This is a genomic window from Marinomonas profundimaris, assembly GCF_000508165.1.
GTDB classification, from domain to species: Bacteria; Pseudomonadota; Gammaproteobacteria; order Pseudomonadales; family Marinomonadaceae; genus Marinomonas; species Marinomonas profundimaris.
In genome coordinates this window covers 110,639-133,937 of record NZ_AYOZ01000034.1, presented here as the reverse complement: position 1 = coordinate 133,937, position 23,299 = coordinate 110,639, and the positions used below count along the sequence as shown (strand labels likewise).

General features: G+C 44.3%; 28 protein-coding genes. 17 read left to right on the top strand and 11 right to left on the bottom strand.

Translation table 11 applies throughout. The annotated features are described in order from the left end of the window. Positions 1–133 precede the first annotated feature (133 nt). Positions 134–559, bottom strand: a complete 426-nt coding sequence (locus D104_RS37705) for a YebG family protein (protein ID WP_024024620.1) — start codon at positions 557–559, stop codon at positions 134–136. A 130-nt stretch (positions 560–689) separates the two neighbouring features. Between D104_RS37705 and D104_RS31420 the strand changes: the two genes are divergently transcribed. The 5 genes from D104_RS31420 (at position 690) to D104_RS31400 (ending at position 4,726) form a co-directional block, all read left to right on the top strand. Next, positions 690–1,562, top strand: a complete 873-nt coding sequence (locus D104_RS31420; protein ID WP_024024619.1) for a mechanosensitive ion channel family protein — start codon at positions 690–692, stop codon at positions 1,560–1,562. Beyond that, positions 1,562–2,149, top strand: coding sequence for a DUF1439 domain-containing protein (locus tag D104_RS31415; RefSeq protein ID WP_024024618.1), 588 nt, complete (start codon positions 1,562–1,564; stop codon positions 2,147–2,149). Before D104_RS31420 ends, D104_RS31415 begins: the two co-directional genes overlap by 1 nt. A 121-nt stretch (positions 2,150–2,270) precedes the next feature. Further along, positions 2,271–2,750: an FKBP-type peptidyl-prolyl cis-trans isomerase gene (locus tag D104_RS31410; protein ID WP_024024617.1), complete on the top strand. Its 480-nt coding sequence runs from the start codon at positions 2,271–2,273 to the stop codon at positions 2,748–2,750. 227 nt (positions 2,751–2,977) lie between these two features. Then, positions 2,978–3,346, top strand: a complete 369-nt coding sequence (locus tag D104_RS31405) for a hypothetical protein (protein WP_024024616.1) — start codon at positions 2,978–2,980, stop codon at positions 3,344–3,346. Positions 3,347–3,349: 3 nt separating this feature from the next. Beyond that, positions 3,350–4,726, top strand: coding sequence for a class II fumarate hydratase (locus D104_RS31400; protein WP_024024615.1), 1,377 nt, complete (start codon positions 3,350–3,352; stop codon positions 4,724–4,726). A 105-nt stretch (positions 4,727–4,831) separates the two neighbouring features. Here the strand turns inward: D104_RS31400 and D104_RS31395 are convergent, their stop codons facing one another. Further along, on the bottom strand, positions 4,832–5,287 hold the full coding sequence (locus D104_RS31395) for a GNAT family N-acetyltransferase (RefSeq protein WP_024024614.1): 456 nt from the start codon (positions 5,285–5,287) through the stop codon (positions 4,832–4,834). A 160-nt stretch (positions 5,288–5,447) separates the two neighbouring features. Between D104_RS31395 and D104_RS31390 the strand changes: the two genes are divergently transcribed. After that, entirely contained in the window at positions 5,448–5,906 is a 459-nt protein-coding gene (locus tag D104_RS31390; protein WP_024024613.1) for a GNAT family N-acetyltransferase, read from the top strand. On the opposite strand, the gene D104_RS31385 is transcribed toward D104_RS31390, so the two are convergent. Both D104_RS31385 and D104_RS31380 read right to left on the bottom strand, forming a co-directional pair. Further along, positions 5,903–6,166 carry a DUF3820 family protein gene (locus D104_RS31385; RefSeq protein WP_024024612.1) on the bottom strand — a complete coding sequence of 88 codons (264 nt, stop codon included), beginning with the start codon at positions 6,164–6,166 and terminating at the stop codon, positions 5,903–5,905. The two genes, D104_RS31390 and D104_RS31385, sit on opposite strands and share 4 nt — an antisense overlap. A gap of 66 nt (positions 6,167–6,232) precedes the next feature. Beyond that, positions 6,233–7,123, bottom strand: coding sequence for a LysR family transcriptional regulator (locus tag D104_RS31380; protein ID WP_024024611.1), 891 nt, complete (start codon positions 7,121–7,123; stop codon positions 6,233–6,235). A 212-nt stretch (positions 7,124–7,335) separates the two neighbouring features. Here D104_RS31380 and D104_RS31375 point away from each other — a divergent pair, with 212 nt between their 5' ends. The 8 genes from D104_RS31375 to D104_RS31345 all read left to right on the top strand — a co-directional run bounded on the left by D104_RS31375 (position 7,336) and on the right by D104_RS31345 (position 14,421). Next, on the top strand, positions 7,336–8,451 hold the full coding sequence (locus D104_RS31375; RefSeq protein ID WP_024024610.1) for an S-(hydroxymethyl)glutathione dehydrogenase/class III alcohol dehydrogenase: 1,116 nt from the start codon (positions 7,336–7,338) through the stop codon (positions 8,449–8,451). A gap of 73 nt (positions 8,452–8,524) precedes the next feature. Then, positions 8,525–9,355 (top strand): S-formylglutathione hydrolase, encoded by an 831-nt coding sequence (gene fghA, locus D104_RS31370; RefSeq protein ID WP_024024609.1) that lies wholly within the window; start codon positions 8,525–8,527, stop codon positions 9,353–9,355. Positions 9,356–9,512: 157 nt separating this feature from the next. Next, complete coding sequence (locus D104_RS31365) at positions 9,513–10,253, top strand: hypothetical protein (RefSeq protein ID WP_024024608.1); 741 nt, start codon at positions 9,513–9,515, stop codon at positions 10,251–10,253. A 91-nt stretch (positions 10,254–10,344) separates the two neighbouring features. Continuing rightward, positions 10,345–10,467 carry a type II toxin-antitoxin system Phd/YefM family antitoxin gene (locus D104_RS37225; protein ID WP_200866767.1) on the top strand — a complete coding sequence of 41 codons (123 nt, stop codon included), beginning with the start codon at positions 10,345–10,347 and terminating at the stop codon, positions 10,465–10,467. A gap of 101 nt (positions 10,468–10,568) precedes the next feature. Then, entirely contained in the window at positions 10,569–11,165 is a 597-nt protein-coding gene (locus D104_RS31360; protein ID WP_024024607.1) for an RBBP9/YdeN family alpha/beta hydrolase, read from the top strand. Positions 11,166–11,181: 16 nt separating this feature from the next. Beyond that, the gene (locus D104_RS31355) at positions 11,182–12,354 is read left to right on the top strand and encodes an amidohydrolase (protein WP_024024606.1); all 1,173 of its coding nucleotides are present in this window, start codon (positions 11,182–11,184) and stop codon (positions 12,352–12,354) included. Positions 12,355–12,474: 120 nt separating this feature from the next. Beyond that, the gene (locus D104_RS31350) at positions 12,475–13,440 is read left to right on the top strand and encodes a sensor domain-containing diguanylate cyclase (protein ID WP_024024605.1); all 966 of its coding nucleotides are present in this window, start codon (positions 12,475–12,477) and stop codon (positions 13,438–13,440) included. A 147-nt stretch (positions 13,441–13,587) separates the two neighbouring features. Continuing rightward, entirely contained in the window at positions 13,588–14,421 is an 834-nt protein-coding gene (locus D104_RS31345; RefSeq protein ID WP_024024604.1) for an SDR family NAD(P)-dependent oxidoreductase, read from the top strand. Here the strand turns inward: D104_RS31345 and D104_RS31340 are convergent. Both D104_RS31340 and D104_RS31335 read right to left on the bottom strand, forming a co-directional pair. Next, the gene (locus D104_RS31340; protein WP_024024603.1) at positions 14,418–15,443 is read right to left on the bottom strand and encodes an alpha/beta hydrolase; all 1,026 of its coding nucleotides are present in this window, start codon (positions 15,441–15,443) and stop codon (positions 14,418–14,420) included. The two genes, D104_RS31345 and D104_RS31340, sit on opposite strands and share 4 nt — an antisense overlap. Positions 15,444–15,460: 17 nt before the next feature. Next, positions 15,461–15,748: an HlyU family transcriptional regulator gene (locus D104_RS31335; protein WP_024024602.1), complete on the bottom strand. Its 288-nt coding sequence runs from the start codon at positions 15,746–15,748 to the stop codon at positions 15,461–15,463. A 153-nt stretch (positions 15,749–15,901) separates the two neighbouring features. Between D104_RS31335 and D104_RS0118970 the strand changes: the two genes are divergently transcribed. Further along, positions 15,902–16,123, top strand: coding sequence for a VF530 family protein (locus D104_RS0118970; protein WP_031215063.1), 222 nt, complete (start codon positions 15,902–15,904; stop codon positions 16,121–16,123). Here D104_RS0118970 and D104_RS0118965 read toward each other — a convergent pair. From D104_RS0118965 to D104_RS31320, 4 genes are all read right to left on the bottom strand, one after another. Further along, positions 16,120–17,118: a GGDEF domain-containing protein gene (locus D104_RS0118965; RefSeq protein WP_084546034.1), complete on the bottom strand. Its 999-nt coding sequence runs from the start codon at positions 17,116–17,118 to the stop codon at positions 16,120–16,122. The genes D104_RS0118970 and D104_RS0118965 overlap by 4 nt on opposite strands. A 58-nt stretch (positions 17,119–17,176) precedes the next feature. Then, entirely contained in the window at positions 17,177–18,235 is a 1,059-nt protein-coding gene (locus D104_RS31330; protein WP_024024601.1) for a GGDEF domain-containing protein, read from the bottom strand. 81 nt (positions 18,236–18,316) lie between these two features. Next, complete coding sequence (locus D104_RS31325) at positions 18,317–18,793, bottom strand: LabA-like NYN domain-containing protein (protein ID WP_024024600.1); 477 nt, start codon at positions 18,791–18,793, stop codon at positions 18,317–18,319. A gap of 137 nt (positions 18,794–18,930) precedes the next feature. Further along, the gene (locus D104_RS31320; protein ID WP_024024599.1) at positions 18,931–19,854 is read right to left on the bottom strand and encodes a hypothetical protein; all 924 of its coding nucleotides are present in this window, start codon (positions 19,852–19,854) and stop codon (positions 18,931–18,933) included. A 215-nt stretch (positions 19,855–20,069) separates the two neighbouring features. Between D104_RS31320 and D104_RS31315 the strand changes: the two genes are divergently transcribed. Continuing rightward, the gene (locus D104_RS31315; RefSeq protein WP_024024598.1) at positions 20,070–21,470 is read left to right on the top strand and encodes a ribonuclease J; all 1,401 of its coding nucleotides are present in this window, start codon (positions 20,070–20,072) and stop codon (positions 21,468–21,470) included. Between the two features lie 35 nt (positions 21,471–21,505). Here the strand turns inward: D104_RS31315 and epmB are convergent, their stop codons facing one another. After that, complete coding sequence (gene epmB, locus D104_RS31310; protein WP_024024597.1) at positions 21,506–22,549, bottom strand: EF-P beta-lysylation protein EpmB; 1,044 nt, start codon at positions 22,547–22,549, stop codon at positions 21,506–21,508. Positions 22,550–22,679: 130 nt separating this feature from the next. Between epmB and efp the strand changes: the two genes are divergently transcribed. Further along, entirely contained in the window at positions 22,680–23,255 is a 576-nt protein-coding gene (gene efp, locus D104_RS31305; protein WP_024024596.1) for an elongation factor P, read from the top strand. The last annotated feature ends 44 nt before the right edge of the window (positions 23,256–23,299 follow it).

Below are 23,299 nucleotides of genomic sequence, written 5' to 3'. Positions count from 1 at the left end.
TGGGTTTATGAAAAGTGTTTTTTTGAGCCGTGCGTGATGTAGATCGAAAAAAAAAGAGCCTTTGTAATAAAAGCTCTTTTAGTTAACCGTGATGAATTTTAATTTGGTTATTAGAAACGTTAATCGCGGCGAATTACGCGGCGTCACTTTCGACAAATTCGTTTCCCTCTTCATCGTCAAATACAACGGTATTTTCATCTTCGTCGTATAGCGCTTCTTCATCGGGTTCTATGATTAGGTCTTCTAACGCCTTTTTAGGTGCGGCGTCACCTAAGTCAAGTTGGGTGCTGGTTTCTTTGTTGGTACTTTTCTTGGTTTTTTGTGGGCTTTTCTTTTTTGTGCCTAATACGTCTAAGACCGTGTCTTTGTTTTCGGCAAGGTACATAGAGAGGGCTTCTTTTTGATTATGGTCACCCGCTAAATTGCTCTGGTCCAGAATTTCATACAGCGCTTCGGCGGTATCCAATAGTTTGTCGTATGCATCGGCTTCCGCTTTTGAAGTAAACGTCATTTTTTCTATTCCATCGCGTTCTACAACATATTTAATAATAACAGGCATGATCCACCTCATGAAAAATAATACTGTATAAATATACAGTATTATTTTTCTTTTTGTCTAGTCCTTTTGTTTGTTGATTCAAGCTGCTTTTTGTTAAAGTAGCTCCCTTGATAAAGGAAGTGATATTTTTATGTCTGTTGATTTCTCCCAGTTAGACTTCTCTCTCTTAATGGAGCATATTGAGATTGCCTTAACCATTTGTTGGATTTTGTTGTCATACGCTATCCGACGCTACACCAAACGCGCTATTCGCTTACACCAAAAAATAGAACACGATAAAAAACGTCAAAGAATCAATACTGTAGACAATATTTTCAACCTTCTATTGGTCGTTGGTCTAGTGTTGATATGGGCATCTGAGCTGCAAAATATTGCGATCTCCATCGCCGCCTTTATGGTGGCATTGGTGATTGCGACGAAAGAATTTATTGCTTGTATTGTTGGTGCATTTTATCGCGCGAGCACTCGACCTTATCAAGTCGGGGATTGGATTCGTATTGCCAATTATGAGGGGGAAGTAACAGACAGTGATTGGCTTTCTACCACCTTATTTGAAGTGGATTTGAAGGGCGGAACCTACTCTTACACAGGCCGTACTACCGTTGTGCCAAACAGTGTTTTGTTGGCTCATACGGTTCAAAATTTAAACTACATGCGCCGTTATGTTACGCATACGTTTTCTATTTCTCGTAATACAGACGATGTGAATTTGTTTGCAATAAAAGAGCAGATACTCGAAAAAATACGTGAATATAGTGAACATTTTCATGAAGTTGCGACGCGATATAACAGTTTGATTGAGAAGCGCTTGGACATAAAAATTTCAGGCCCAGAACCTAAAGTTCGTATAACAACGACACCAGAAGGTTACAATATATTTACGATCTCATTGTTTTGTCCAACAGAAGAAGCCGTAGGTATTGAGCAAAAAGTAACAGAAGACTTTATGCGTTTTTGGTTTGAAAAGCGTGACACGAATGTGAATGCGATTTGGAGAGAATAATGCAATTGAATCGTTTATTGAGCATCAGTGTGTTGGTGATCGCGTCGTTAGCCTTAGCCGGTTGTAATAGTTTTCGAGTGAGTGAAGACGACGTTAATCAAGAAGTGGCGAAGCAACTCGCTCAGCCTCAAGAGAATCATCTTGAGCTTATATTAGACAACAATACACTCAATTTGGATTTGCAGATCGACTCAGCAACGGTCGATTTCACCGAGCGAGATGGTGGGTTGGTACTGGTTGATATGATCAGCAATATGACGGGGACTTTGACTGCGTTTGGTCAAACATTGTCTTTAACAACGAAAGTGAGTCCGTCGTTTGAATCGGGTGTTCGCATTGAAGAGGATCGATTGTATTTGGTGGCGCCAAAAATCACCAAAATCAACGTTGAAGGCTCAAGCTTTAATGACAGAATTCTGCGTTCAACGCTTGGGTCTTTGCACGATGACTTTGAAAAAGCCTTAGTAGAGTATTTTGATGAGCACCCTGTTTATGTGTTGGACCATTCTCCTTTTGAAAAAACCGCTGCGGCACTCGTGAAAGATATTATTATCAAAGAGGATTCCTTAGAACTTTCCATTTTTTAGTGAAAGAGTCACGTGAAGAGTCTAGGTAAGTTTCCACGCAGCCTTTATAATGCCGCCATACTAGGCGTGCGACCACAACGAGTGATCACGCTTTACTACTGAATTAAAACGAGGAAACACCATGTCGATTGCTGACAACCAAGTTGTTCAATTTAACTACACTTTGCGCCACGGCGAAGAGCTTATCGAAACCTCTGCGGGCAAAGAGCCTGCGGCGTATCTTCATGGGCATGGCAATGTGATTCCTGGCCTTGAAAAAGCCATGGAAGGAAAAGAAGTGGGTGACGAATTTGAAGTGACCGTGCCTTGCGCCGATGCGTACGGTGAACGTCATGAAGATCGAACACAGCAAATGCCAATCAAACATCTGCAAGGTGCGAAGCGCTGGAAAGCAGGCATGGTTGCTATGGTACAAACCGATAAAGGCATGCGCCAAGTAACAATCATCAAAGCCGGTTTAAAACACGCCTCAGTGGATCTTAATCATCCATTGTCTGGCAAAGATCTTACTTTCAACATTGAAATCGTCGATGCGCGTGAAGCGACCAACGATGAAATCGCGCATGGCCATGCACATGGCGTTGGCGGACATCACCACTAAGCAATACATTCCACAAAACGGAATATAAGGTTAATTCAAAGCCCTTGCTACTTCTCGGTAGCAGGGGCTTTTTGCCTCTTATGGGGCGTCGGTTTTACTGATTCTTATCAAGATAAAGAAACAAACCGTAAAAATTAATAAGAATCGTTATCAACGCCTTGACAGAATTGCCATTCATGCACATTATTGATAATAGTTATCATTTGTATTTTTTGGAGGGCAAGTCTATGAGTCATTATTTGGTACCATTCTCTGTACTTGAGCAAACCATTCAAGCAGGTCAATGTGCAGACTCGCCGGAAGTGCTCTATCATTATTTAAGCTTGACCGAAGAATACGCGGAACGTTTGAATATCACCGATGCCGCCTTATTGCATCAACGCGTGTTTAACGTATTACTGGATACCGTTTGTGACACCAATATCGCACCACATTGGCGTCAAACCTGTCTGGACAAGGTGTATTTGCCTTTGTCGCATCTCAAGCGATTAATAGTGACCTACCAAGACGCGAGAACCTATTTCAAGATGGAGCATAATTTGCGGATTTTGAGCCATTACTTCATCTCTTCCTTTGAACAACAAGGACAACATTAAAGAATGAAAATGCGTATCGAAAAAGACAGTATGGGGGAATTGGATGTGCCAGAAAAAGCACTTTATGGCGCGCAAACTCAGCGAGCGATAAATAATTTTCCAATCAGTGGTGAACCCCTTCCAGAAGCGTTTATTCGCTCACTTATTCTTATCAAAGCGGCGGCGGCTCGTGCTAATGAGTCACTTAAATGCTTAACACCAGGGCTTTCTAAAGCGATCCAAAACGCGTGCGATGAACTATTGAACGCCGACGATCTTATGCAGCATTTCCCCGTTGATGTGTTTCAAACAGGTTCGGGTACCAGCTCCAATATGAACGCCAATGAAGTCATTGCGACATTGGCCAGTGTTTATCATGAGTCTCCTGTTAACCCGAATGACCATGTGAATTACGGACAGAGCAGTAACGATGTGATTCCGAGTGCGATTCATGTCAGTGCGACATTGGAGTTAACAGGTCACTTATTACCTGCGCTCATTCATTTGAAGCAAACCATTGTGGACAAAGGTGATGCATTAAAAGGCTTCACCAAAACTGGCCGCACACATTTAATGGATGCCATGCCGGTTCGTCTTGATCAAACTTTCCATGCGTGGGCCGCGCAACTTCAAGACAACATAGATAATCTGACCTACTTAGAAAGTAAAACCACACAGCTGGCACAAGGAGGAACCGCGGTCGGTACTGGGATCAATGCGCACCCTGAGTTTGCCGCGCTTTTTGCCAAAGAACTGTCGGACTTAACGAAAGTTACGTTTACACCGGGTGCGAATTTCTTTGCTCTGATTGGCTCACAAGACACCGCAGTGGCGTTGTCGGGCCAGTTAAAAGCCGTTGCAGTGACGTACATGAAAATCGCCAATGACCTTCGTTGGATGAACTCTGGTCCATTAGCGGGTTTAGGAGAGATTTCACTGCAAGCGTTGCAGCCTGGTTCGTCCATTATGCCGGGCAAAGTGAACCCAGTGATTCCGGAAGCGACGGCAATGGTAGCAGCGCAAGTGATTGGCAACGACGCCGCAATTACTATTGGCGGACAATCCGGTAACTTTGAATTAAACGTTATGTTGCCGATGATCGCGAAGAACCTATTGAACAGCATTAAATTGTTGGCCAATAGCGGACAGTTACTTGCAGATAACGCCATTGCAACATTGACGGTGAACGAAGAAAAACTGAATGAGGCGTTGCATCGCAACCCTATTTTGGTGACCGCGCTTAACCCTATTATTGGTTATGCCAAGGCGGCAGAGATTGCCAAAAAAGCCTACAAAGAAGGTCGACCTGTTGTGGATGTCGCGGATGAAGAAACCGACTTAAGCCGTGAGGAATTGCTGGCTTTACTTGATCCCGCTAAATTGACACATGGCGGACTCTAGTACAGGGTAGATAGAGTTTCCTTGTTTGGTTTTTCCCTTACCAAATAATGAAAACAGGCCAGCGCTCGCGCTGGCTTTTTTTATGTTTGGAAGACTTGGTTTTATTCATAAAACCTTCGTCATAAAAACGCTGTACGGGTCCGGTTTGTAGTTCGAAAACGGACCGCATTCTGTAAATCCATGTTTGTTATAGAGCATTCTGGCTGGCGCAAAAAAATCTTGCGAGCCAGTTTCTAAGCTGATTGTTCTAAACCCTTTTTGGTTGGCCACATCGAGAATATGACGAAGTAGGGTAGAAGCCACGCCTTTATTACGAGCGGCGCTGGTGGTGCGCATGGATTTAATTTCACCATGTGTTTCATCTAGTGTTTTAAGTGCGCCGCAGCCGAGTAACTGGCTGTCTTCCCACACTGTCCAAAAGGCAATATTCGGTTTTTTTAATCCGTCTAAATCCAATGCAAAAACGCATTCAGGCGGCGAGGCAGCGAACATATCATCTAAGTGTTCGGTCAATAATTGCTTGATTTCTGGACCAGATAAATCGTCTACTCTGATGTTCATTTAATGATGCTTCCTAATGAATATGTATAAAAATGGTGCCTTTCTATCTTTAAAATATGCAATTTTTATACCTTGATATCGCATTTAGAATACGAGTGTAGATGGACTAAAGTGTATACTGTTTGCTCGTATTACTGTGGAAAATGGCGAAAGGTGATATATGACGGACCAATTGAATTTACGAGCAGTCACGATGGCCGATGCTGAAATTTTGCTGGCGTGGCGAAATGATCCCAACACACGTCAGTCATCGCATAATTCAGGGGAAATCGGATTAGACTCGCATCGAGCGTGGTTAGAGGATTCATTCAATAAACCAGAGAAAAGGCGTTTATGGATAGCCGAGATTGCAGGCGTTTCTGTTGGAACCTGCCGAGCTGATAGAACAGACAATGCTTGGGCGTTATCATGGACAGTCGCGCCAGAGGCTAGAGGAAAGGGCGTTGCTCATCAGATGCTGTCTGAATTAATAAAACACCATGATGAACCGCTGGTTGCCGAAGTGAAAGTGGGCAATATCGCGTCAATTAAAGTCGCTGAGCGAGCGGGTTTTGTTGTCGAAAAAGAAGAACGCGGTGTGCTGTTCTACAAAAAAATGTGCCAGTCTGTATCGTCTTAGTCATCAAAACGAATACGAACTTTGGGTTCGTCTTTTTTCTTTTCTGTCGGTCTGCGCAATGGATCGACTAGCTTTTCTAAACCATTAATTTTGATTTCCAGCGCCAGTTGCAACCACTGGCCAAGGTTGCCATTCGGCCAGCCTTCATGAGCAAACCACAATAAATAGGCTTCTGGTAAGTCAATTAAAACGCGTCCTTGGTATTTTCCAAATGGCATGGTTTGTCGAGCGACTTGAACGAGATCTTCTTGTGAAAACATGGGCTTCGCTTATTGATGTTGTGTTGGTTTAACTATGTGAAGTGCGCATATTTAAACATACCCGCGTTAGTTGGCAAACGTTGGATTGTCTTTAAATCGCTGAATCAAATAGTCGCAGATACGTTGTAATTTGGGCGAGGGCTGACGAACTTTCGGATAGACCAACCAAACGCCGCTGTAAGGGTATTGATACTGTGGAAGAAGCGCGACTAATTTTCCGCTGGTGAGGTCATCATTCACGTAATAATCCGGCAGTTGTGCAATGCCCAGCCCCTTACGAACTGCGTCGATCAGCGCGGGTCCAGAATTGCTTCGCCATTGGCTGTTTATTTTGAGCTCTTTACGTTGTCCGTCTTGTTGGAACAACCAATGATTCTTTGAGCCAATGAGACAGCGGTGTTTGTTTAGCTCAGCCAAGGTATGCGGCATGCCGTGTTGGTCTATGTATTCACGAGACGCGCAAAGGTATTCCACCCGATCGCACAAGCGCCGAGACAGATGACTGGAGTCTTTCATTGCGCCCATGCGAATCGCAAGGTCGTAGCCTTCTTCAATAATATCCACTGCACGGTTAGTGAGATGAAAATCCAATTCTATTTTTGGGTGATGCAATAAAAAATCGTTCATTAGTGGTGCAATAAAACGCTCACCAAAGGTCGTGGCACAGGTCATTTTAAACGTGCCAATGGGCGCTTGATTCAATGTCGAAATGACTTCCTCTGCGCTGCTTAATGCTTCGGGTAAGCCACGACAATGTTGATAATACAATTCACCGGCTTCACTCAATCGGATGCGCCTTGTGGTTCGAAACAGCAGCGTTGTACCAAGCTCCGCTTCGAGCTGAGTAATTAGTCGACTAATATGAGACGCCGAAACGCTGAGCTTAATCGCCGCCGCCGAAAAACTGCCTTGTCTGACCACTTCAATAAAGGCTTCCATTGCTTCCCAGTTTTTCATACTTGATCTCTCACAGAATGGCTAAATGAATTGGTGTCTATATTCCTTGTAGAAAGGGTTACATTGTAACTGAATAGAACCCTTTTGGAATGATTGTTGTTGTATGACAATAATCATTTTCCAAAACAGGCATTATCGCGTTAATCATTAAGGTCTACACTGAGAGGAATGAATTCGTTAAACCTGATTGAAAACACACTTTGGAGAACACAATGAAATGTAAAGCCGCTGTTGCTTGGGGCCCAGGCCAACCACTTAAAATTGAAGAAGTAGACGTTCAAGACCCACAAGCGGGTGAAGTATTAGTACGAATGGTGGCAACCGGTGTTTGTCATACCGATGCGTTTACTTTGTCGGGTGAAGACCCTGAAGGCATTTTTCCTGCCATTCTTGGTCACGAAGGCGCGGGCGTGGTAGAAGCCGTGGGCGAAGGCGTGACGACGTTGAAAGCAGGCGATCACGTGATTCCACTTTACACGGCAGAATGTGGCGAATGTAAATTTTGTAAATCAGGCAAAACCAACTTGTGTCAGGCGGTTCGTGAAACACAAGGTAAGGGCCTAATGCCAGACGGAACAAGCCGTTTCAGCATCAATGGTGAACCCATTTTCCATTATATGGGGACGTCGACCTTTTCTGAATACAGTGTTGTGCCAGAAATCGCTTTAGCGAAAATCCACGTCGATGCGCCACTAGAAAAAGTCTGTTTATTAGGTTGTGGTATCACCACGGGCATTGGTGCGGTTTTGAACACCGCGAAAGTCCAAAAAGGGGACACCGTAGCGGTATTCGGTTTGGGCGGCATTGGTTTGTCGGTTATCCAAGGCGCGCGCATGGCGGGGGCTTCTCGCATTATCGCCATTGATATTAACGAGTCTAAATTCGAAATGGCGCAACAATTTGGCGCGACCGATTGCATTAACCCGAAAAACTTCGAGGCGCCGATTCAGCAAGTGATTGTTGATATGACTGATGGCGGTGTGGATTATTCCTTTGAATGTATTGGTAACGTACAGATCATGCGTCAAGCGCTTGAGTGTTGTCACAAGGGTTGGGGCGAGTCCATTATTATTGGTGTGGCTGGCGCTGGCCAAGAGATTTCCACCCGTCCATTCCAGTTGGTGACAGGACGAGTCTGGAAAGGGTCTGCTTTCGGTGGTGTTAAAGGCCGCAGTCAATTGCCAGGTTACGTAGAAGATTACATGAATGGCAAAATTGAAATTGACCCATTTGTCACGCACACGATGCCCCTTGAGCGAATCAACGAAGCGTTTGACTTGATGCATAAAGGCGAAAGTATTCGTACCGTTATTCTGTTCGACAAGTAAGTCGATCACCGCGCATGAAGGTTGCGTTGGCGGCCTTCATGCTCTTAGCTAATGTAAAGCGAGGAGTAACAGGATGGAATTGCTATCCAGCACGAAAAGCTTTGGCGGTTGGTTGAAGCGTTACAAGCATGAAAGCTTGTCGGTTAAAGGCGACATGACCTTTGCTATTTATCTGCCACCACAAGCAGAAACGCAAAGCGTCCCCGTCTTGTATTGGTTGTCTGGCTTGACTTGCACGGACGAAAATTTCAGCCAAAAAGCCGGTGCTTTTCGTAAAGCGGCGGAATTGGGATTGGCCATTGTTTGTCCCGATACCAGCCCACGAGGTACGGATTATCCGAATGAACACGAAAGCTACGACTTTGGTTCAGCGGCAGGTTTCTATGTGAACGCCACGGTGGAACCGTATTCGAATACTTACCACATGTACGATTACGTAGTTCAAGAACTGCCGCACTTGGTCGAAGCCAACTTCCCTGTGACAGATAAGCGTTCTATATCTGGTCACTCAATGGGCGGTCATGGCGCCTTGATTTGTGCGCTGAAGAACCCGGGCAAATATCAATCTGTCTCGGCCTTTGCGCCAATTGCTAATCCAACTAATTGTCCTTGGGGCGAAAAAGCCTTCACCGGATATTTGGGTGAAGACAAAACCACTTGGAACGAATGGGACGCCACTTTGCTGATCGAAAACGCAAGTGAACGCTTACCATTGTTTATTGATCAAGGTGAAGCCGATAACTTCTTGGTAGAACAACTTAAACCAGAAGCTCTAGAAGCCGCCTGTGAAAAAGCCGGACACCCGATTACGCTTCGCCGTCAACCGGGTTACGACCACAGCTACTTCTTCATCGCCAGCTTCATTGATGATCACCTAGAGCATCATTCCAGAGCCTTGAGTTAACACTTAGTTTTCTCTTCATTGGAATTAACAAAAGCGAGCTACGGCTCGTTTTTTTATATCAAAAAAATAAAAAGCCAATCGAATATTTTGGTTGTATTGTAAATGCTCTTAAGTAGCTAGCCTATGAACGAAACTCGAAAATTTATAAGGCGCAAAAATGAACGAAATAGATAAACAATACTCGAGATTATTTAGTCTTCAAGATGATGCTGTGAAACCGGAATACATGGAATGGCTAAATTTTCTAGTCAATATAGATGTCATTACTGAAGCGTTGAAAATATGCACAACAATAGAGTTTCCTGAAGATCCTACTAGCCCTTTTTATGTGACGTTTGCATTGAGCTTGCAAAACTATTTTATTAATGCACAAGGATTGCTAGAGAATAATAAATTTTCCTCTGGAGGTGAACGACCTAATAGATTCAAGGCTCTTGTCACTATTGCTAAATCTGTTCAAAATAAAGTCGCTCATAAGGGCCTTTGGATTGCGACACCAGTAAGAGGGGCTGTTTTTGGAAAAGGATTGTATGTTTTCTATTCTTATCCAACAAAAGAGTTAAAAGAATCGCTTGATGAAATGAAGACTTACGAATTAAAAAGAGAGTGCAAAAGAGGAATTTTGGATATAAAAAAAGGCAAAATAGAGGAAAAATACGATCTTGCTTTTGAGCTTTTAGAAAACCAGTATCAAGATGATCTTTTTCATATTTTGGAATTTATGAAGCAACACTATAAAGATTTTGTCGGTTATATTTTGAATGAGTATAGAAAAAAACTGCAAAAAAAAGACTTTGAGAAATATAGTGTTTTGCGAAAAGAGGCTGGTTATAGAACTATTGAGGAGAGAGTTGAAAGTATTACATCTGTTTATCGTGACTTATGTAAAAGACTTTAGGTTTATAAAAAAACGTCTGTTTTGACGTATGTTCTATTAAGCGTACGATTTGTCTACTATTTAAACAGTTTTGCGGTGTGTGACGGCTGGAATGACGGCAACAGAAGCACGTAGTAATTTGTATCGTCTGATGGATGAAACGGCTGACTCTCATCAGCCTATCGTTATTACTGGTAAGCGTAATAATGCGGTTTTAGTATCGGAAGAGGCTTGATTGGTGATTCATTGAGCTTTTTATTAAGTTTGTTTTTGAGTATCTAGTTGGAGTTTGGCGTCAGATCAAAAAAGTCTTTCAAGCAAAGGATTGTAAGAAATATGTCTCGTCTCTTTAAAACTGAAAATGCTCTGCGTTTTTTAACCATTCCTGGCGGTGGCGGTTCCCCAGCCAATCATTGGCAATCCTGTTGGGAAAAAGAATGTTCTACGATGGCGCGTGTTGATCAAGGTGATTGGGATAGACCTGATAAGTCTGAATGGGTTGCGACGTTAGATAGTTTCATACGGCAAAGCGAAAAACCTACGATATTGGTGGCGCATTCTGTTGGTTGTATTACTGCGATGCATTGGACGGCGGCGTTGGCAAGCCAAGTGATTGGTGTTTTTTTGGTTGCTCCAGCGGATGTTGAGGATGAGTGGGCGGATCCACCTGCTCCTTATGCCAGCTTTCGTTCCATTCCTCTACAAGCACTTCGGATACCTTCTCTTATTGTTGCGTCGACCAATGATCCTTATCTTTCATTATCACGAGCCAAGTTCCTAGCTGAGGCTTGGGGAAGTGAGCTTAAGGTGCTGGGCGAATATGGGCATATTGGATCAGAAAGTCATCTCGGACGGTGGCATGAAGGGATTGATTTATTGGATAGCTTTAGTGTCCACTGTATGGAAGTAAAGGATAGAAATGCAGTAATCTAAACAACAGGATCCATTTATGCTCTCTATAGACGAGTTAATCGCGCTCCGAAAAAATCTACATCAACACCCAGAGCTGTCGAATCAAGAGCAAGAAACGGCGGCTCGAATACTCAATGAATTTCAGGCATTTTCTCCGGATGAGGTTGTGACGGGGCTTGGCGGAACGGGATTAGCGTTTGTCTTTAATGGTGTTGATAACGGGCCGACAACCCTGATTCGAAGTGAATTGGATGCCTTGCCGATCGAAGAAAGCAATACGTTTTCGCATCGCTCTCAAGTGAAAGGTGTGTCTCATAAATGCGGTCATGATGGACACATGAGTATCGTAACGGCGCTGGGAGCAGAATTGGCAGCACATCGTCCGCAGAAGGGGCGTGTTGTGTTGTGTTTTCAACCGGCAGAAGAAACCGGCATGGGCGCGATTCAAGTGGTAAACGATGCGCGTTTTACTGCACTCAAACCGGATTATGCGTTTGCGCTGCACAATTACCCAGGATTAGAGCTCGGTAAAGTGGCGGTGCGAGCGGGTACGTTTAATTGTGCATCGAGAGGCATGATTGTCCATTTAAAAGGCAAAACGTCTCATGCGGCGCATCCTGAGAATGGCATCAGCCCTGCCAATGCCATGTGTCAGATCATTCAAGAGCTGAATCATTTGCCAGCTAAACTAGCGCAGCAAGGTGTAGAAGGGCGCCATTGGGTGACGGTAATTCACGCCAAATTGGGTGAGATCGCGTTTGGTACAGCGCCGGGTGACGCTGTGGTGATGGTGACGTTGCGCAGTGAAAGTAATGAAGGTATGCATACGTTGATCGCGCAGGCTGAGGCGTTTTCATGTCGATTGGCTGAACAAGAAGGTTTGAGTATTTCATTTGAATACGATGATGTGTTTCAAGCCAGCGTAAATTCTCAAAAAGGCCATGATTTGGTCGTGCGTGCTTGTGAATCTACTCAAACGGATTTTGTACTATTGGATGAGCCAATGCGCTGGTCGGAAGATTTTGGGCAGTTTACGGCGACGGCAAAAGAAGGCGCGATGTTTGCGCTTGGTTCAGGGCAATCGAGCCCGCAATTACATAACCCAGATTATGATTTCCCCGATGCCTTGATTCCCATTGGTAAGACCTTGTTTCTTAACATCATCCGTCAAATAAACGGAACGCACTCAGTGAATTCGACGGATCCATAAAAAGCATTGTGAGCTAAGCCTTTCAATAGATTGATGTTATTCCGATTTGAAGGACAAGGTGATTTTTTAAATCGCTGCTATATTTAATGGAATATCCCGCGTCATCCATGAGGAATCGCAATGCAGCCACCAAAAATACCAAAAAACGAAGCTGAACGATTACACGCCTTAAAAGCACTTAAAATTTTAGACACATCACACGAAGAAAGATTCGACCGAGTGACTCGAATGGCCAAGCGCATGTTCGGGGTTCCTATTTCTTTGGTGAGTATTGTGGATGAAGATCGCCAGTGGTTTAAGTCGGCTCAGGGATTGGATGCAACCGAAACACCAAGAGAAGTGTCATTTTGTGGGCATGCGATTAATCAAGATGGTTTATTTATTGTCACAAATGCATTAGAAGACGAGCGTTTTTTTGACAACCCTTTAGTGACGGGCAGCCCAAATGTTTGCTTCTACGCGGGTTATCCACTCAAACTTCGCCCGGGTGTGAATTTAGGCACCTTGTGTTTGATTGATTCTAAACCAAGGGAAATGGGAGAGGAAGACAAGCTCTTACTGGAAGATCTAGGTGCCATGATCGAACAAGAAATTAAATCGGTACAAATGGCGACGTTGGATGAATTAACGTCTATTTCTAATCGACGAGGTTTTTTGACCTTGGCAGCCCATGCACAACAAGTGTGTATTCGTAAAAAAATGTCCATGGCCTTTATCCTGTTGGACTTAGACGATTTTAAACCGATCAATGATACCTATGGGCATCATGAGGGTGATTTTGCGTTAATACAGTTTGCCGACGTCATGCAAAGTACCTTTCGAGAAAGTGATATTGTCGGCCGTTTGGGTGGTGACGAATTTGTGGTGATGTTGTCTGATATCGGTATTGAAGGGGTGGATATTGTTTTAGCGCGTTTTATGGCCGCCATAGAGGACTTAAATGAGGCTATTAATAAGCCGTATAAAATCGCATGCAGTGCGGGCATTGCCTTGTTTTCAGACGTGGAGGACAAATCGTTGGAAGACATGATAGAAGGCGCAGATAAAGCTATGTATGAAAACAAAAAACGCATGAAGGAAGGCTAGACGAGCTTTTAGTCCAGCCTTCTTAGAGCAACGAACGATACATCTGAATAAAGGGGGATATTGATCAGTTGGTTATATTGGCTTGATGTCATTGTGATTACTTAGTAATTTGCACAGTCAAACGATCAAATATCGAAAGGGTTTTTCATGCAGTACTCCATTCTTATCACTGGCTGTTCAACGGGAATTGGCTTGGAAGCCGCAAAAACGCTTCAGGAACGAAACTTCTTGGTGGTAGCAAGTTGTCGTAAGCAAGAAGATGTTGAGCGTTTGAAAGCGCAAGGCATTAAGCATGTCGTGCAGTTGGATTTGTCTAACTCGGAATCGATTGTGAAAGGGCTAGAAGCGACGCTGGCCATTACACATGGTTATCTTTTTGCTTTGTTTAACAACGGGGCTTATGGTCAGCCAGGGGCCGTTGAAGACTTGCCGGTTGATGTATTAAGAACGCAATTTGAAAGCAATTTTTTTGGCACGCATGAGTTGACGACAAAGGTGCTTAAAATCATGTTGGCTCAAGGCTATGGGCGCATCATTAATAACAGTTCTGTGCTTGGTTTGGTCGCGGCGCCATTTAGAGGTGCTTACAACGCGAGTAAGTTCGCATTAGAAGGGCTGACCGATACTCTGCGTTTGGAGTTGGCAGATACGGCGATCAAAGTGAGTTTGATTGAACCCGGCCCGATCGAAAGCCGCTTTAGAGCGAATGCGCTGGTCGCGTTACAAGACAATATCGATATGGAAAATAGCCGTCACAAAAAAGGCTATGAAGACGCGATAGAAAGGTTGAGTAAAGAAGGCGTAACGTCTTCACAAACATTGCCTGCCAGTGCGGTGGTTGATAAATTGATCCACGCTCTTGAATCGAAACGACCAAGGGCGCGTTATTATGTCACCTTGCCAACGTACGCGGCAGTGCTGATGAAACGACTGTTACCAACTTGTTTGTTGGATTGGGTGATGCGTCGTCAAGGGGCTTAGTTCTGTTGGCCGTTCTTGGCGTTTTCCAAGGTCAGCCATTCTGTGATGGCGGATAAATACGCGCTACGAGCGGGCTGATGTGAGAGGTATAAATCATGGAAGCCCTTCGGGATCTCAACACTGGAGAGATTCGTAAACGTTTTATTCGCTGCAATTTGCATGCTGTCGACGTTTAAAACCCCATCGCCTTGTTGTGTCTCTTCAACCGACAATTTCCCAATTGTGCTGATTTCTGAATGACAGAGTAACGTTGGCAGGCCTATTTTTTGATTGGCAAGATTACGCTGTGCATGAATGATTTCTCTTAGCCAATGCAGTGACAACGTAAAACCTTCTGCAGGTTTCCAATCCAATCGATAATCCCATTCACCGCCAAATTTGGTGTGCAGCGTTTTTGAATAAATGGTGATTTCCTTTGCTCTTATGTTCACAAAAGGAAGCGCAGTGACGATGGCTCGAACCGGCCAACTTAGGTAGTTGAGCGCGGCAGGAGAGAAAGGTAGCGCCAAAAATGGGCTGTTCAATATAAGGCCGCTGATGTCTGGAAAGGCTTGTTGGTAATGACTCTCTCGCTCCGGCGGTGCATAGGGTTGTGCTAAGTAAGTCGACACCACCAAACCGCCGGTGGAATGAGCTAATAATATAACGTCGTTTACGCCGTCTTGCTTCATTGTGGCTAAAGCAATGTCTAAGTCTTGGCCATATTGTTCGATTGAATCACACCAGTTTGGTGGTGTAGAAGGGCGAAGAGATCGGCCGTAGCCTTGTAGATCAACCGCATAAAAACGATAGCCAAGGTGAACAAAGTGTTCCGCTAAACCGGTTTGGAAGAAATAATCTGTGTAGCCATGGACATACAAAATGGCTTTTTCGCTGTCTGTATTCCCTGTGTGGTGAATAAGCGTGGTATAGACTTTGGTTTTTGGTCCGGGAAAGGCGAATGTTCGTGCTATAAAATCCGCACCTAATAGGTCTTCACCTTCGTTAACTTGTGTCCAGTGTTGTCCTATTGGTGCGCTCATAATGCTTTCCTTTGGGGTTAGCCGAAAATATTATCGCCAAGCTGGTCGATGGTGAGTTTGGCTTTGCGTAGGGTGATTTCAATGCACTCGTCACGATTTGGCATTAAATCTGAACGAATGAATTTGTGTGTTTTTTGCTCTTCGCCTTCGCCTTTCGTAATGCTTGCCGCCACTCTAAATTGACCGCCGTCTTTCATTGGTGCTGGCACAATTGAGAAGCCTTTATACTCGACTGTTTCTTCTGCTTTTTCGGGTGTGCTTTCGCCGCCTGAAAATAGACCTTTAAGGCCAGATAAAATACCCATTCATTTATTCTCCTAAGTTTTACGCCATTGTTTGGGGATTTTGTGAATTAGTCAAATATTGTTGAGTGTTTTGTCGTGAGACAAGCCGTGAGTTTGTTTCGGCTTGCTGTATACTTGCCCGAAACAGTGAATAGAAGACTAGGAATAATTGGTATGAGCGGAACACAAGTAAACAACCCTTTGCACGGTGTGAAATTAGAAAAGGTCGTAACGGATCTGGTAGCGCATTATGGTTGGGAAGAGCTGTCTATTCGCATCAATATTAATTGTTTTAAAAGCGACCCTTCAGTGAAGTCGAGCCTCAAGTTTTTGCGTAAAACACCGTGGGCGAGAGAGAAGGTCGAGACGTTGTTCTTAGACACCTTTACGGACTAAATACAGACTTGGTTTCGACCTTGATGTTTGGCTTGATAAAGCTTCATATCGGCCGCACGAAGAAAGTCTGTGAACGCTTGTTTTGGTTCTAATGCATTGACACCGATGCTGACCGTAAGTTTGATCTCTTCTGTGTGGCTATGGAATATCTCACCTTCTATCGCCTTTCTAATGGTTTCTGCTTGATCGTAGACCTCCGTGTTGCTTAATCCTTTTAGTAAAACCACGAACTCTTCACCACCTAAACGGTAGACATTTTGGTTTTCAAGGGCGCGTGTAATGACGTGGGCGACTTTGATCAAAACAGAATCGCCAATGTCGTGGCCAAACTTATCATTGATGTTTTTAAAGTGATCAATGTCGATGATAAGCATGTAAACTTTTTCCACTTTATTGTGGAGGGCGCTAAAGTCTTCTTTTAGTGAGTGGCGATTTTGTACTCCGGTTAACGCATCTTGTAACGCAAGAGAATGTAGTAATAAAGTTGTTTTTTGGCGTTGGGCTTCGTAGATATGACAGATTAACCACACAGAAGAATAGGCCAAAACAAAGTTGAAAACGGTTCGGTAGGGCATGAAAAGGCTGGTGTCGGTACGAAGGAATAAAATGGCAGCGGATAATACGGCAACAACAGCGCTACAGTAAAAACCTCGTTTGAAGCCAAATAAGTTGTAGTACCAAGGTGGTAAGGCGATGCTCCAAAAAATTGCCCCGGCCCAAAGTTCCATCACGGACACAGAAGCGAGAATATTGCAGGTTAAGAGCGTCATTAATACATAGCTTTTCCAAGGCTTGTAGTACTCTTTTAATGAGGTTAAGAAGCAATAGGCGCTGAATATAATGACGATGAATTGTATGGCAGCCAATCCCATTTTTTGCACTAGACACAGGTTCAATACAAAATAGAGGCAGTGTAACGCACAAGCTAAAGCGCTTAACCATTTGTGTAATACTTCAGGTGGAACGGACGTGTGTGGCTGGCGTCGGGTGCTCATTATCAGTTTCACTTAAAAGAAGTAGGGGATAAAAAGGAGCGATCCTTCGTTGTTGTTTTTATACCGCCTCAGTAAGGCTAATGGCGCTGTGGTGGACGAGGTTTCGTCCTTTGCTCTTTGCTGAATAAAGGTTTTTATCGGCAGCACGTAGGAACTCTGCAAATGTTTGCCCAATTTTAAGTTCCGCTATACCAATACTGACCGTGATTCTAATGTTGCTGCGATGGGTTCTGAAAATGTGGTTTTCGACGCGTTTCCGAATGGATTCTGCAAAATGGTACGCTTGATCCTGAGAGCCATTTTGAATGATTAAAAACTCCTCCCCGCCAATTCGGTAAACATGGTGGTTGTCTGTGCACCATTGAAGCAGCTCTGTCATTTCTATCAGTACCGCATCACCGACATCATGACCGAACTCATCATTGATGCTTTTAAAGTGGTCAATATCAATAATCAGCAGTCTGGTTTCGTCTATTTCTTGATAGAATTTTTCCTTCAGTGCGTCTTTGGTTTGCTTGTTAAAAAAGTCAAAAAATACTTTTAATGCATGACGGTTTTTAGCGCCTGTTAGTGGGTCTTCAAATGCCATTCTGTGTAGGATCTGGCTACTTTTTTTGTATTGAGTTTCATATAAAAAACAAATGGCGTAGGTTAAAAAATACGCAAGAGAGAAGTTCAGCACCGATCGATGAGGAATAAAATGGTCGATGTCTGACTTAATGAAGAGAAAAGTAATCGCAGGAAGAGACAGAATAACCGTGTAGACAATGCCTAATTTTGGTCCTGCCAACAGGCAATACAGAGGCGGCAAAATAAGTAGCCAGTAAATAGAGCCCGCTCGTAAATCCGATGAATAAAACGCATAAAATACGGTGACAGTCAGTGAGCCAATCAGCATATAGTGATGCCACTTCCGGCTCTTTCCTTGAAGCGCAGCTCGAAAGAGGTATAGATTCAACAGACCAAATAATGCATCAACGAGACCAATGGTAATTTGATGCAATAAGGCAATATTGAAGAAGCAAAAAAAAACCATAAGCACACCCGTGGCTAAGCTAAGCCATTTGTGTAGGGTGTCTCTCGTGTCCAATAATAAAGAGTCTATTTGAGTGCTCATTAATCTGCTTTCTGCTTATAAAATAATCAGTTAGTTTTTTCAGGCGTCATATTCTCTCTTAAAAATATAGTTGGGAAATATTTATTTGAGTAACAATTTGTTACTAATGGCGGTAAATTTGGTGGCTGAATTGATCAAAGACTGCGCAGTTAGGGCTTCTACACCATAAACCTCGACCTTGGTGTGATATTTTTCTCTGAGCGTTTTCGCCAGTAAATCAAAATCCCCATCACCAGAAACCAAGATAAGTTCGTCACTGTCTTTACCAAACTCAATTCCATCGATGGCAATACCCACATCCCAGTCACCTTTTGCCGACCCATCTGACCGTTGAATGAAGGGTTTTAATTTCACTTCAAAGCCGATCGCCCGCAAGATATTTTGGAATTGACGCTGCTTCTCATCCCCTCTGTCTATGGCGTAAGCGATAGCTTTGACGACATTCCGATCTTGAGTAACTTCTTTCCAGAATGCGTTATAGTCGAAAGAGCGCCCAAACGTGTGTCGTGTGGTGTAATAGACGTTCTGAACATCCACTAAAATCGTTACATTGCTCATGTTTTTCCTAGCGTTAGTGTGAGAAAAGAACAGGTTAACAGCATTCCTATCGAACCCGTCTTACAAAGAAATGTTTAACCTCTTTTAGCCACATTACGCCCGAGTCAAAAATGAGCGCAATGGTCTCCATTAATTAATTACTGGTTCGTTATTGTCATCTTACTGTCTTTGTATAAGGTGCCTTCGTGCGCCAATAAAGCCAGCGTCTTCAAGCTGATCGGCGAAGTTGGCGACATAGACAGGGTTAACTTTTCTGGCTTCAATAAAAAGCCCAAGACAGAATTCGCAATCTGTTTGGCTTCCTGCGAATCCGCCATTGCGAGCCCTAACGCGTGGCTAGCAAGCGCCACATTATCCAATTGTGTCTGTTTGGATTCTTGCGCCATGGTAGACGGAGGAAGCAAACGATTTATTAAGCCTGACTCCTGATATCCCACGGTTAAAGAGCGAAGCTCAATGGCCTCACCATACATAATGAGCATGGCTTCAGGCTGCCCCAGCGCAAACGACGCAATGATGTCTGAGCGCAGTTCTGGCATGTTAACGGTTTGATTCAAGATATTGATATTAGACGACAGTGACATTTTACCGACGTCTTTAATATCCAACTGAAATTCAGAAGCGACGTGTTCACCTTCAATCGTTGAACGCAACGAGCCTTTTCCTAACAAGGTTGTAATGCCTGCGGCTCGCATGAGTTGGCGTGTATCGCGAGACAGGCTGTCTGCCGTGCTTTCTTGAATCCAGAAATCCACGTCTAAATCAGGGTATTTGATCGGATATTGATTGAGTGAAATACGGGCGAATCGTAACCAAGGGGCGTTGTCTGAACCAAAACGAACGTTTTCAAGCGACGGCGTTAATGTGAAAGGGTCAAAATGAATGCTTTCATACTGAACAAAAGAGCTTAATCCAGAGCGCTCTAATTGTTCTTGAATTTTTTGTTCTGCGTATTGGCCGCCAAATTTTTGTATCAAGTACAGCGCAAAAATCGCTAAACAAGAGAGTAAAATTAAAGCGGTCAAGGCTTTGGCGAGTTTGGTCGTGATGTTGAGGTTCAAGTTTATAATCCTACTTTTTCGAGCGTGTTTCGGTGTTGGAATAAAACATGCAAGCGTAATGAAGTGACGTTAGTGTCGTAAAGGCACAACGGGGTTATAACATTATCTAATAAAGGACAATCGAATGCAGTTTTTTAAAATGAGGCTTTTTTGTGGGTAATTACTTTTCGTTAATCTGAGAGCACAGGCTGAGATCTTACTGAAAAATGCGTACCATGACGTTATTCACTGATGTTTTTGTTTTTACCCACAAGGAGTGCGTTATTTCGTCTTTGATCCCAACACAACAAGATTTATGGTTTTTACCGCTCGGCGGTACTGGCGAAATCGGCATGAATATGAACCTGTACGGTCACGATGGGCAATGGCTGATGGTCGATTGTGGGGTGTCATTTAATGAGCCACTAACGCCAAACGACCTTCACACATCAGAAATAGTCTGCGCCGATCCCACCTTTATTACCGAACAAAAAGAGCGTTTAGCGGGCATCGTTATTACCCATGCTCATGAAGACCATGTTGGCGCGCTGCCTTTTTTATGGCGACGTTTTAAATGTCCGGTTTACACCACCGCCTTTACCGCTGAAGTGCTGCGTCGTAAGTTGGTTCAAGTGGGCTTAACCGATCAAGTGCCGATCATCGAAGTAGAAGAAAACGAAATCAAGAAAATTGGCGTGTTTAACGTGAAATGGCTGGCTTTAACACACTCTGTGCCAGAACCGTTTGCGATGACCATCGATACGCCAGTAGGGCGAATTTTTCACACGGGCGATTGGAAAATTGATAACAAGCCGATTCTGGGGGACGGCTTTTCGCCAACTACGTTTCAAAAATTGGCCAAGGAAAACATGTTGGCCATGGTGTGTGATTCCACCAACGCCTTAAAAAGCGGTTATTCTGATTCCGAAACGGACTGTTATCGAGGGCTACTGAAAACCATAGAGGACGAAAAAAATCGCGTCGTCGTTGGGTGTTTCAGCAGCAATGTTGCGCGCTTGGTCGGGCTGGGCCGAGTCGCAAAAGAAACCGGACGCTACCTCGCCTTGATTGGACGATCCTTAACAAACATGGTCAGTGCTGCCAGAGCAACGGGTCATTGGCCGGACGATTTACCCATTATCGACGCAGCGCATCTTGGTTATTTACCGCGCGAAGAAGTGCTGGCGGTTGTGACCGGTAGCCAAGGCGAACCGAGAGCGACGTTAAACCGATTGGCGGCAGACACTTGTTTTGATTTGAGCCTTGAAGCCGACGATTTAGTAATCTTTAGCGCCATGAGAATTCCGGGTAATGAAAACGCCATAGACCGATTGGCGGCGCAATTCAAAAGTCGAAAAATCCGTACCTTACAAGCTCATGAAACGGATAATACCATTCATGTGAGCGGTCACCCTTGTCGAGGCGAATTGGGGGATTTGTATCAATGGACGCAACCAGAAATTGCGATTCCGGTTCATGGCGAACCGAAGCATCTAGACGCCAACGCCGACGTGGCAAAGAAAAACCATGTGCCTTGTCAGCTGGTGGGGCGCAATGGTGACTTATACCAGCTCGCGCCGACCATTGGAGTGCGACGTCAGCAAGTCAAAGTCGGTCGTATTGCGCTTTTACGATAAAGGACAATGGGTAACGAGTAAGTAACAGTAAAAAGTTAATCGTCAAGAAGCGGGGCAAAGACACTTTTGGCGGTTTTACCAGGTATTTCTTTGGCGAGTTTTGGCACCAAATAGCCGGGTAATTCAGCGGCGACTTTGCCCATTAATCGCTGGGCCTCTTCAATATTGATATCAAAATGTGCCGCACCTTCAACAGGGTCCAGCGTGAACATGTAGTAAGGCAAAATACCGGCATCAAATACAGCTTCACTCAAGTTGACTTGCGCCTCGACCGTATCGTTTATTCCTTTCAACAACACTCCTTGGTTTAGCAAGGTAACCCCCGCTTGTTTCAGCTTGAACGCGGCGCTGGCCAGTTCCTCGTCCATTTCATTGGCGTGATTAATGTGCCACACCATAATAATGTCGAGACGACTTTTACTTATCCAGTCCAGCATGTCATCGCTCACTCGAGCGGGAATCACTACCGGCAATCGTGAATGAATGCGCAGGCGTTTTATTTGTGGCAAGGCTTCGATTTGACGAACTTTGTCCGCGAGCAGAGTGTCCTTCATCATTAAGGGATCGCCGCCGCTGAGAATCACTTCGTTTACGTCTGGATGACCTTTTAAATAGTCAATGACAGATTGCCATTCGGCTTGCGCGAGTTGGTTGTCGCCATAAGGAAAGTGACGACGAAAACAATAACGACAATTCACCGCACAAGTGCCGGTGGTAATGACCAATAAACGGCGCTTGTACTTGTGCACGATGGCTTTTTGCGGATTATGCTCGGCTTCTTCTAGCGGATCTTTAGTATAACCAAAGACGTTTTGCATTTCGGCGGCGCTGGGCAAAATCTGCAAGAGCAGCGGGTCGTTTTGGTTGCCATATTCTATACGAGACAAATAGGGACGAGGCACGAGTAACTTAAAGCTTTGATGTGCTTCACGACCTTGATGCGCGAGGCTTTCTGGCAGGCCAAGGAGTTTGACGAGCTCGGGAAGAGAGGTGATCGCCTGTGACAGGTGTTGCGACCAGCTTAGATTGTTCTTTGTTTGAATCGGGATCACGTCAAATATCTGCAAAATTGTGTTCATTTGGGTTATGATTGCGCCAACTTATTTTGGCCAATGAGGCCGATGGCTTTTAAAGATCTAATAAATGATCTTAAGACTGACATGATACGCCAGTCGGAGCCTTTTCTCTAAAAATATACTGTGAGGATGTATGGCTAATATTTCTACCAGCGATATGCGTAGTGGCGCGAAAGTAATGGTTGATGGTGATCCATGTTCTGTCTTGGAGAACGAACACGTAAGACCGGGTAAAGGCCAAGCCTTTAATCGTCTGAAATTGCGTAACCTAAAAAGCGGTCGAGTTTGGGAGCGTACCTTTAAATCGGGCGATTCCCTAGAAGGCGCAGACGTCATGGATACCGACATGGAGTACTTGTACACCGACGGTGAATTCTGGCATTTCATGGCCGTAGATGGCACGTTCGAGCAGCACGCTGCTGATGAAAATGCGATTGCCGACACGAAGAACTGGCTTAAAGAGCAAGAGAAATACCTTGTGACGTTATACAACGGCGCGCCTCTTGCTGTAACGCCGCCTAACTTCATCGAACTTGAAGTAAAAGACACCGACCCAGGCGTGAAAGGCGACACCGCCAACGGCGGCTCTAAACCCGCTTATTTGGTGACGGGCGCTATGGTTCGTGTTCCATTGTTTATCAACATTGGTGAAGTCCTACGTATTGATACACGTAGCGGCGAATACGTTTCCCGCGCCACAGGCAAATAATACTTCCCTGGTCTAGTAAACGAATCCTAAAAAGCCTTCGACCG

What these genes read in the sequence shown, in the direction of transcription:
- D104_RS31325 (WP_024024600.1), bottom strand. Translation starts at nt 18,793, where the DNA reads ATGAGCAATGTAACGATTTTAGTGGATGTTCAGAACGTCTATTACACC.
- D104_RS0118970 (WP_031215063.1), top strand. Translation starts at nt 15,902, where the DNA reads ATGAGCGGAACACAAGTAAACAACCCTTTGCACGGTGTGAAATTAGAA.
- D104_RS31390 (WP_024024613.1), top strand. Translation starts at nt 5,448, where the DNA reads ATGACGGACCAATTGAATTTACGAGCAGTCACGATGGCCGATGCTGAA.
- D104_RS37705 (WP_024024620.1), bottom strand. Translation starts at nt 559, where the DNA reads ATGCCTGTTATTATTAAATATGTTGTAGAACGCGATGGAATAGAAAAA.
- D104_RS31415 (WP_024024618.1), top strand. Translation starts at nt 1,562, where the DNA reads ATGCAATTGAATCGTTTATTGAGCATCAGTGTGTTGGTGATCGCGTCG.
- fghA (WP_024024609.1), top strand. Translation starts at nt 8,525, where the DNA reads ATGGAATTGCTATCCAGCACGAAAAGCTTTGGCGGTTGGTTGAAGCGT.
- D104_RS31345 (WP_024024604.1), top strand. Translation starts at nt 13,588, where the DNA reads ATGCAGTACTCCATTCTTATCACTGGCTGTTCAACGGGAATTGGCTTG.
- D104_RS31375 (WP_024024610.1), top strand. Translation starts at nt 7,336, where the DNA reads ATGAAATGTAAAGCCGCTGTTGCTTGGGGCCCAGGCCAACCACTTAAA.
- D104_RS31360 (WP_024024607.1), top strand. Translation starts at nt 10,569, where the DNA reads ATGTCTCGTCTCTTTAAAACTGAAAATGCTCTGCGTTTTTTAACCATT.
- D104_RS31395 (WP_024024614.1), bottom strand. Translation starts at nt 5,287, where the DNA reads ATGAACATCAGAGTAGACGATTTATCTGGTCCAGAAATCAAGCAATTA.
- D104_RS37225 (WP_200866767.1), top strand. Translation starts at nt 10,345, where the DNA reads ATGACGGCAACAGAAGCACGTAGTAATTTGTATCGTCTGATGGATGAA.
- D104_RS31365 (WP_024024608.1), top strand. Translation starts at nt 9,513, where the DNA reads ATGAACGAAATAGATAAACAATACTCGAGATTATTTAGTCTTCAAGAT.
- D104_RS31420 (WP_024024619.1), top strand. Translation starts at nt 690, where the DNA reads ATGTCTGTTGATTTCTCCCAGTTAGACTTCTCTCTCTTAATGGAGCAT.
- D104_RS31380 (WP_024024611.1), bottom strand. Translation starts at nt 7,123, where the DNA reads ATGAAAAACTGGGAAGCAATGGAAGCCTTTATTGAAGTGGTCAGACAA.
- D104_RS0118965 (WP_084546034.1), bottom strand. Translation starts at nt 17,118, where the DNA reads ATGAGCACCCGACGCCAGCCACACACGTCCGTTCCACCTGAAGTATTA.
- D104_RS31405 (WP_024024616.1), top strand. Translation starts at nt 2,978, where the DNA reads ATGAGTCATTATTTGGTACCATTCTCTGTACTTGAGCAAACCATTCAA.
- D104_RS31410 (WP_024024617.1), top strand. Translation starts at nt 2,271, where the DNA reads ATGTCGATTGCTGACAACCAAGTTGTTCAATTTAACTACACTTTGCGC.
- epmB (WP_024024597.1), bottom strand. Translation starts at nt 22,549, where the DNA reads ATGAACACAATTTTGCAGATATTTGACGTGATCCCGATTCAAACAAAG.
- D104_RS31315 (WP_024024598.1), top strand. Translation starts at nt 20,070, where the DNA reads ATGACGTTATTCACTGATGTTTTTGTTTTTACCCACAAGGAGTGCGTT.
- D104_RS31350 (WP_024024605.1), top strand. Translation starts at nt 12,475, where the DNA reads ATGCAGCCACCAAAAATACCAAAAAACGAAGCTGAACGATTACACGCC.
- D104_RS31355 (WP_024024606.1), top strand. Translation starts at nt 11,182, where the DNA reads ATGCTCTCTATAGACGAGTTAATCGCGCTCCGAAAAAATCTACATCAA.
- D104_RS31330 (WP_024024601.1), bottom strand. Translation starts at nt 18,235, where the DNA reads ATGAGCACTCAAATAGACTCTTTATTATTGGACACGAGAGACACCCTA.
- D104_RS31340 (WP_024024603.1), bottom strand. Translation starts at nt 15,443, where the DNA reads ATGAGCGCACCAATAGGACAACACTGGACACAAGTTAACGAAGGTGAA.
- D104_RS31335 (WP_024024602.1), bottom strand. Translation starts at nt 15,748, where the DNA reads ATGGGTATTTTATCTGGCCTTAAAGGTCTATTTTCAGGCGGCGAAAGC.
- D104_RS31385 (WP_024024612.1), bottom strand. Translation starts at nt 6,166, where the DNA reads ATGTTTTCACAAGAAGATCTCGTTCAAGTCGCTCGACAAACCATGCCA.
- efp (WP_024024596.1), top strand. Translation starts at nt 22,680, where the DNA reads ATGGCTAATATTTCTACCAGCGATATGCGTAGTGGCGCGAAAGTAATG.
- D104_RS31400 (WP_024024615.1), top strand. Translation starts at nt 3,350, where the DNA reads ATGAAAATGCGTATCGAAAAAGACAGTATGGGGGAATTGGATGTGCCA.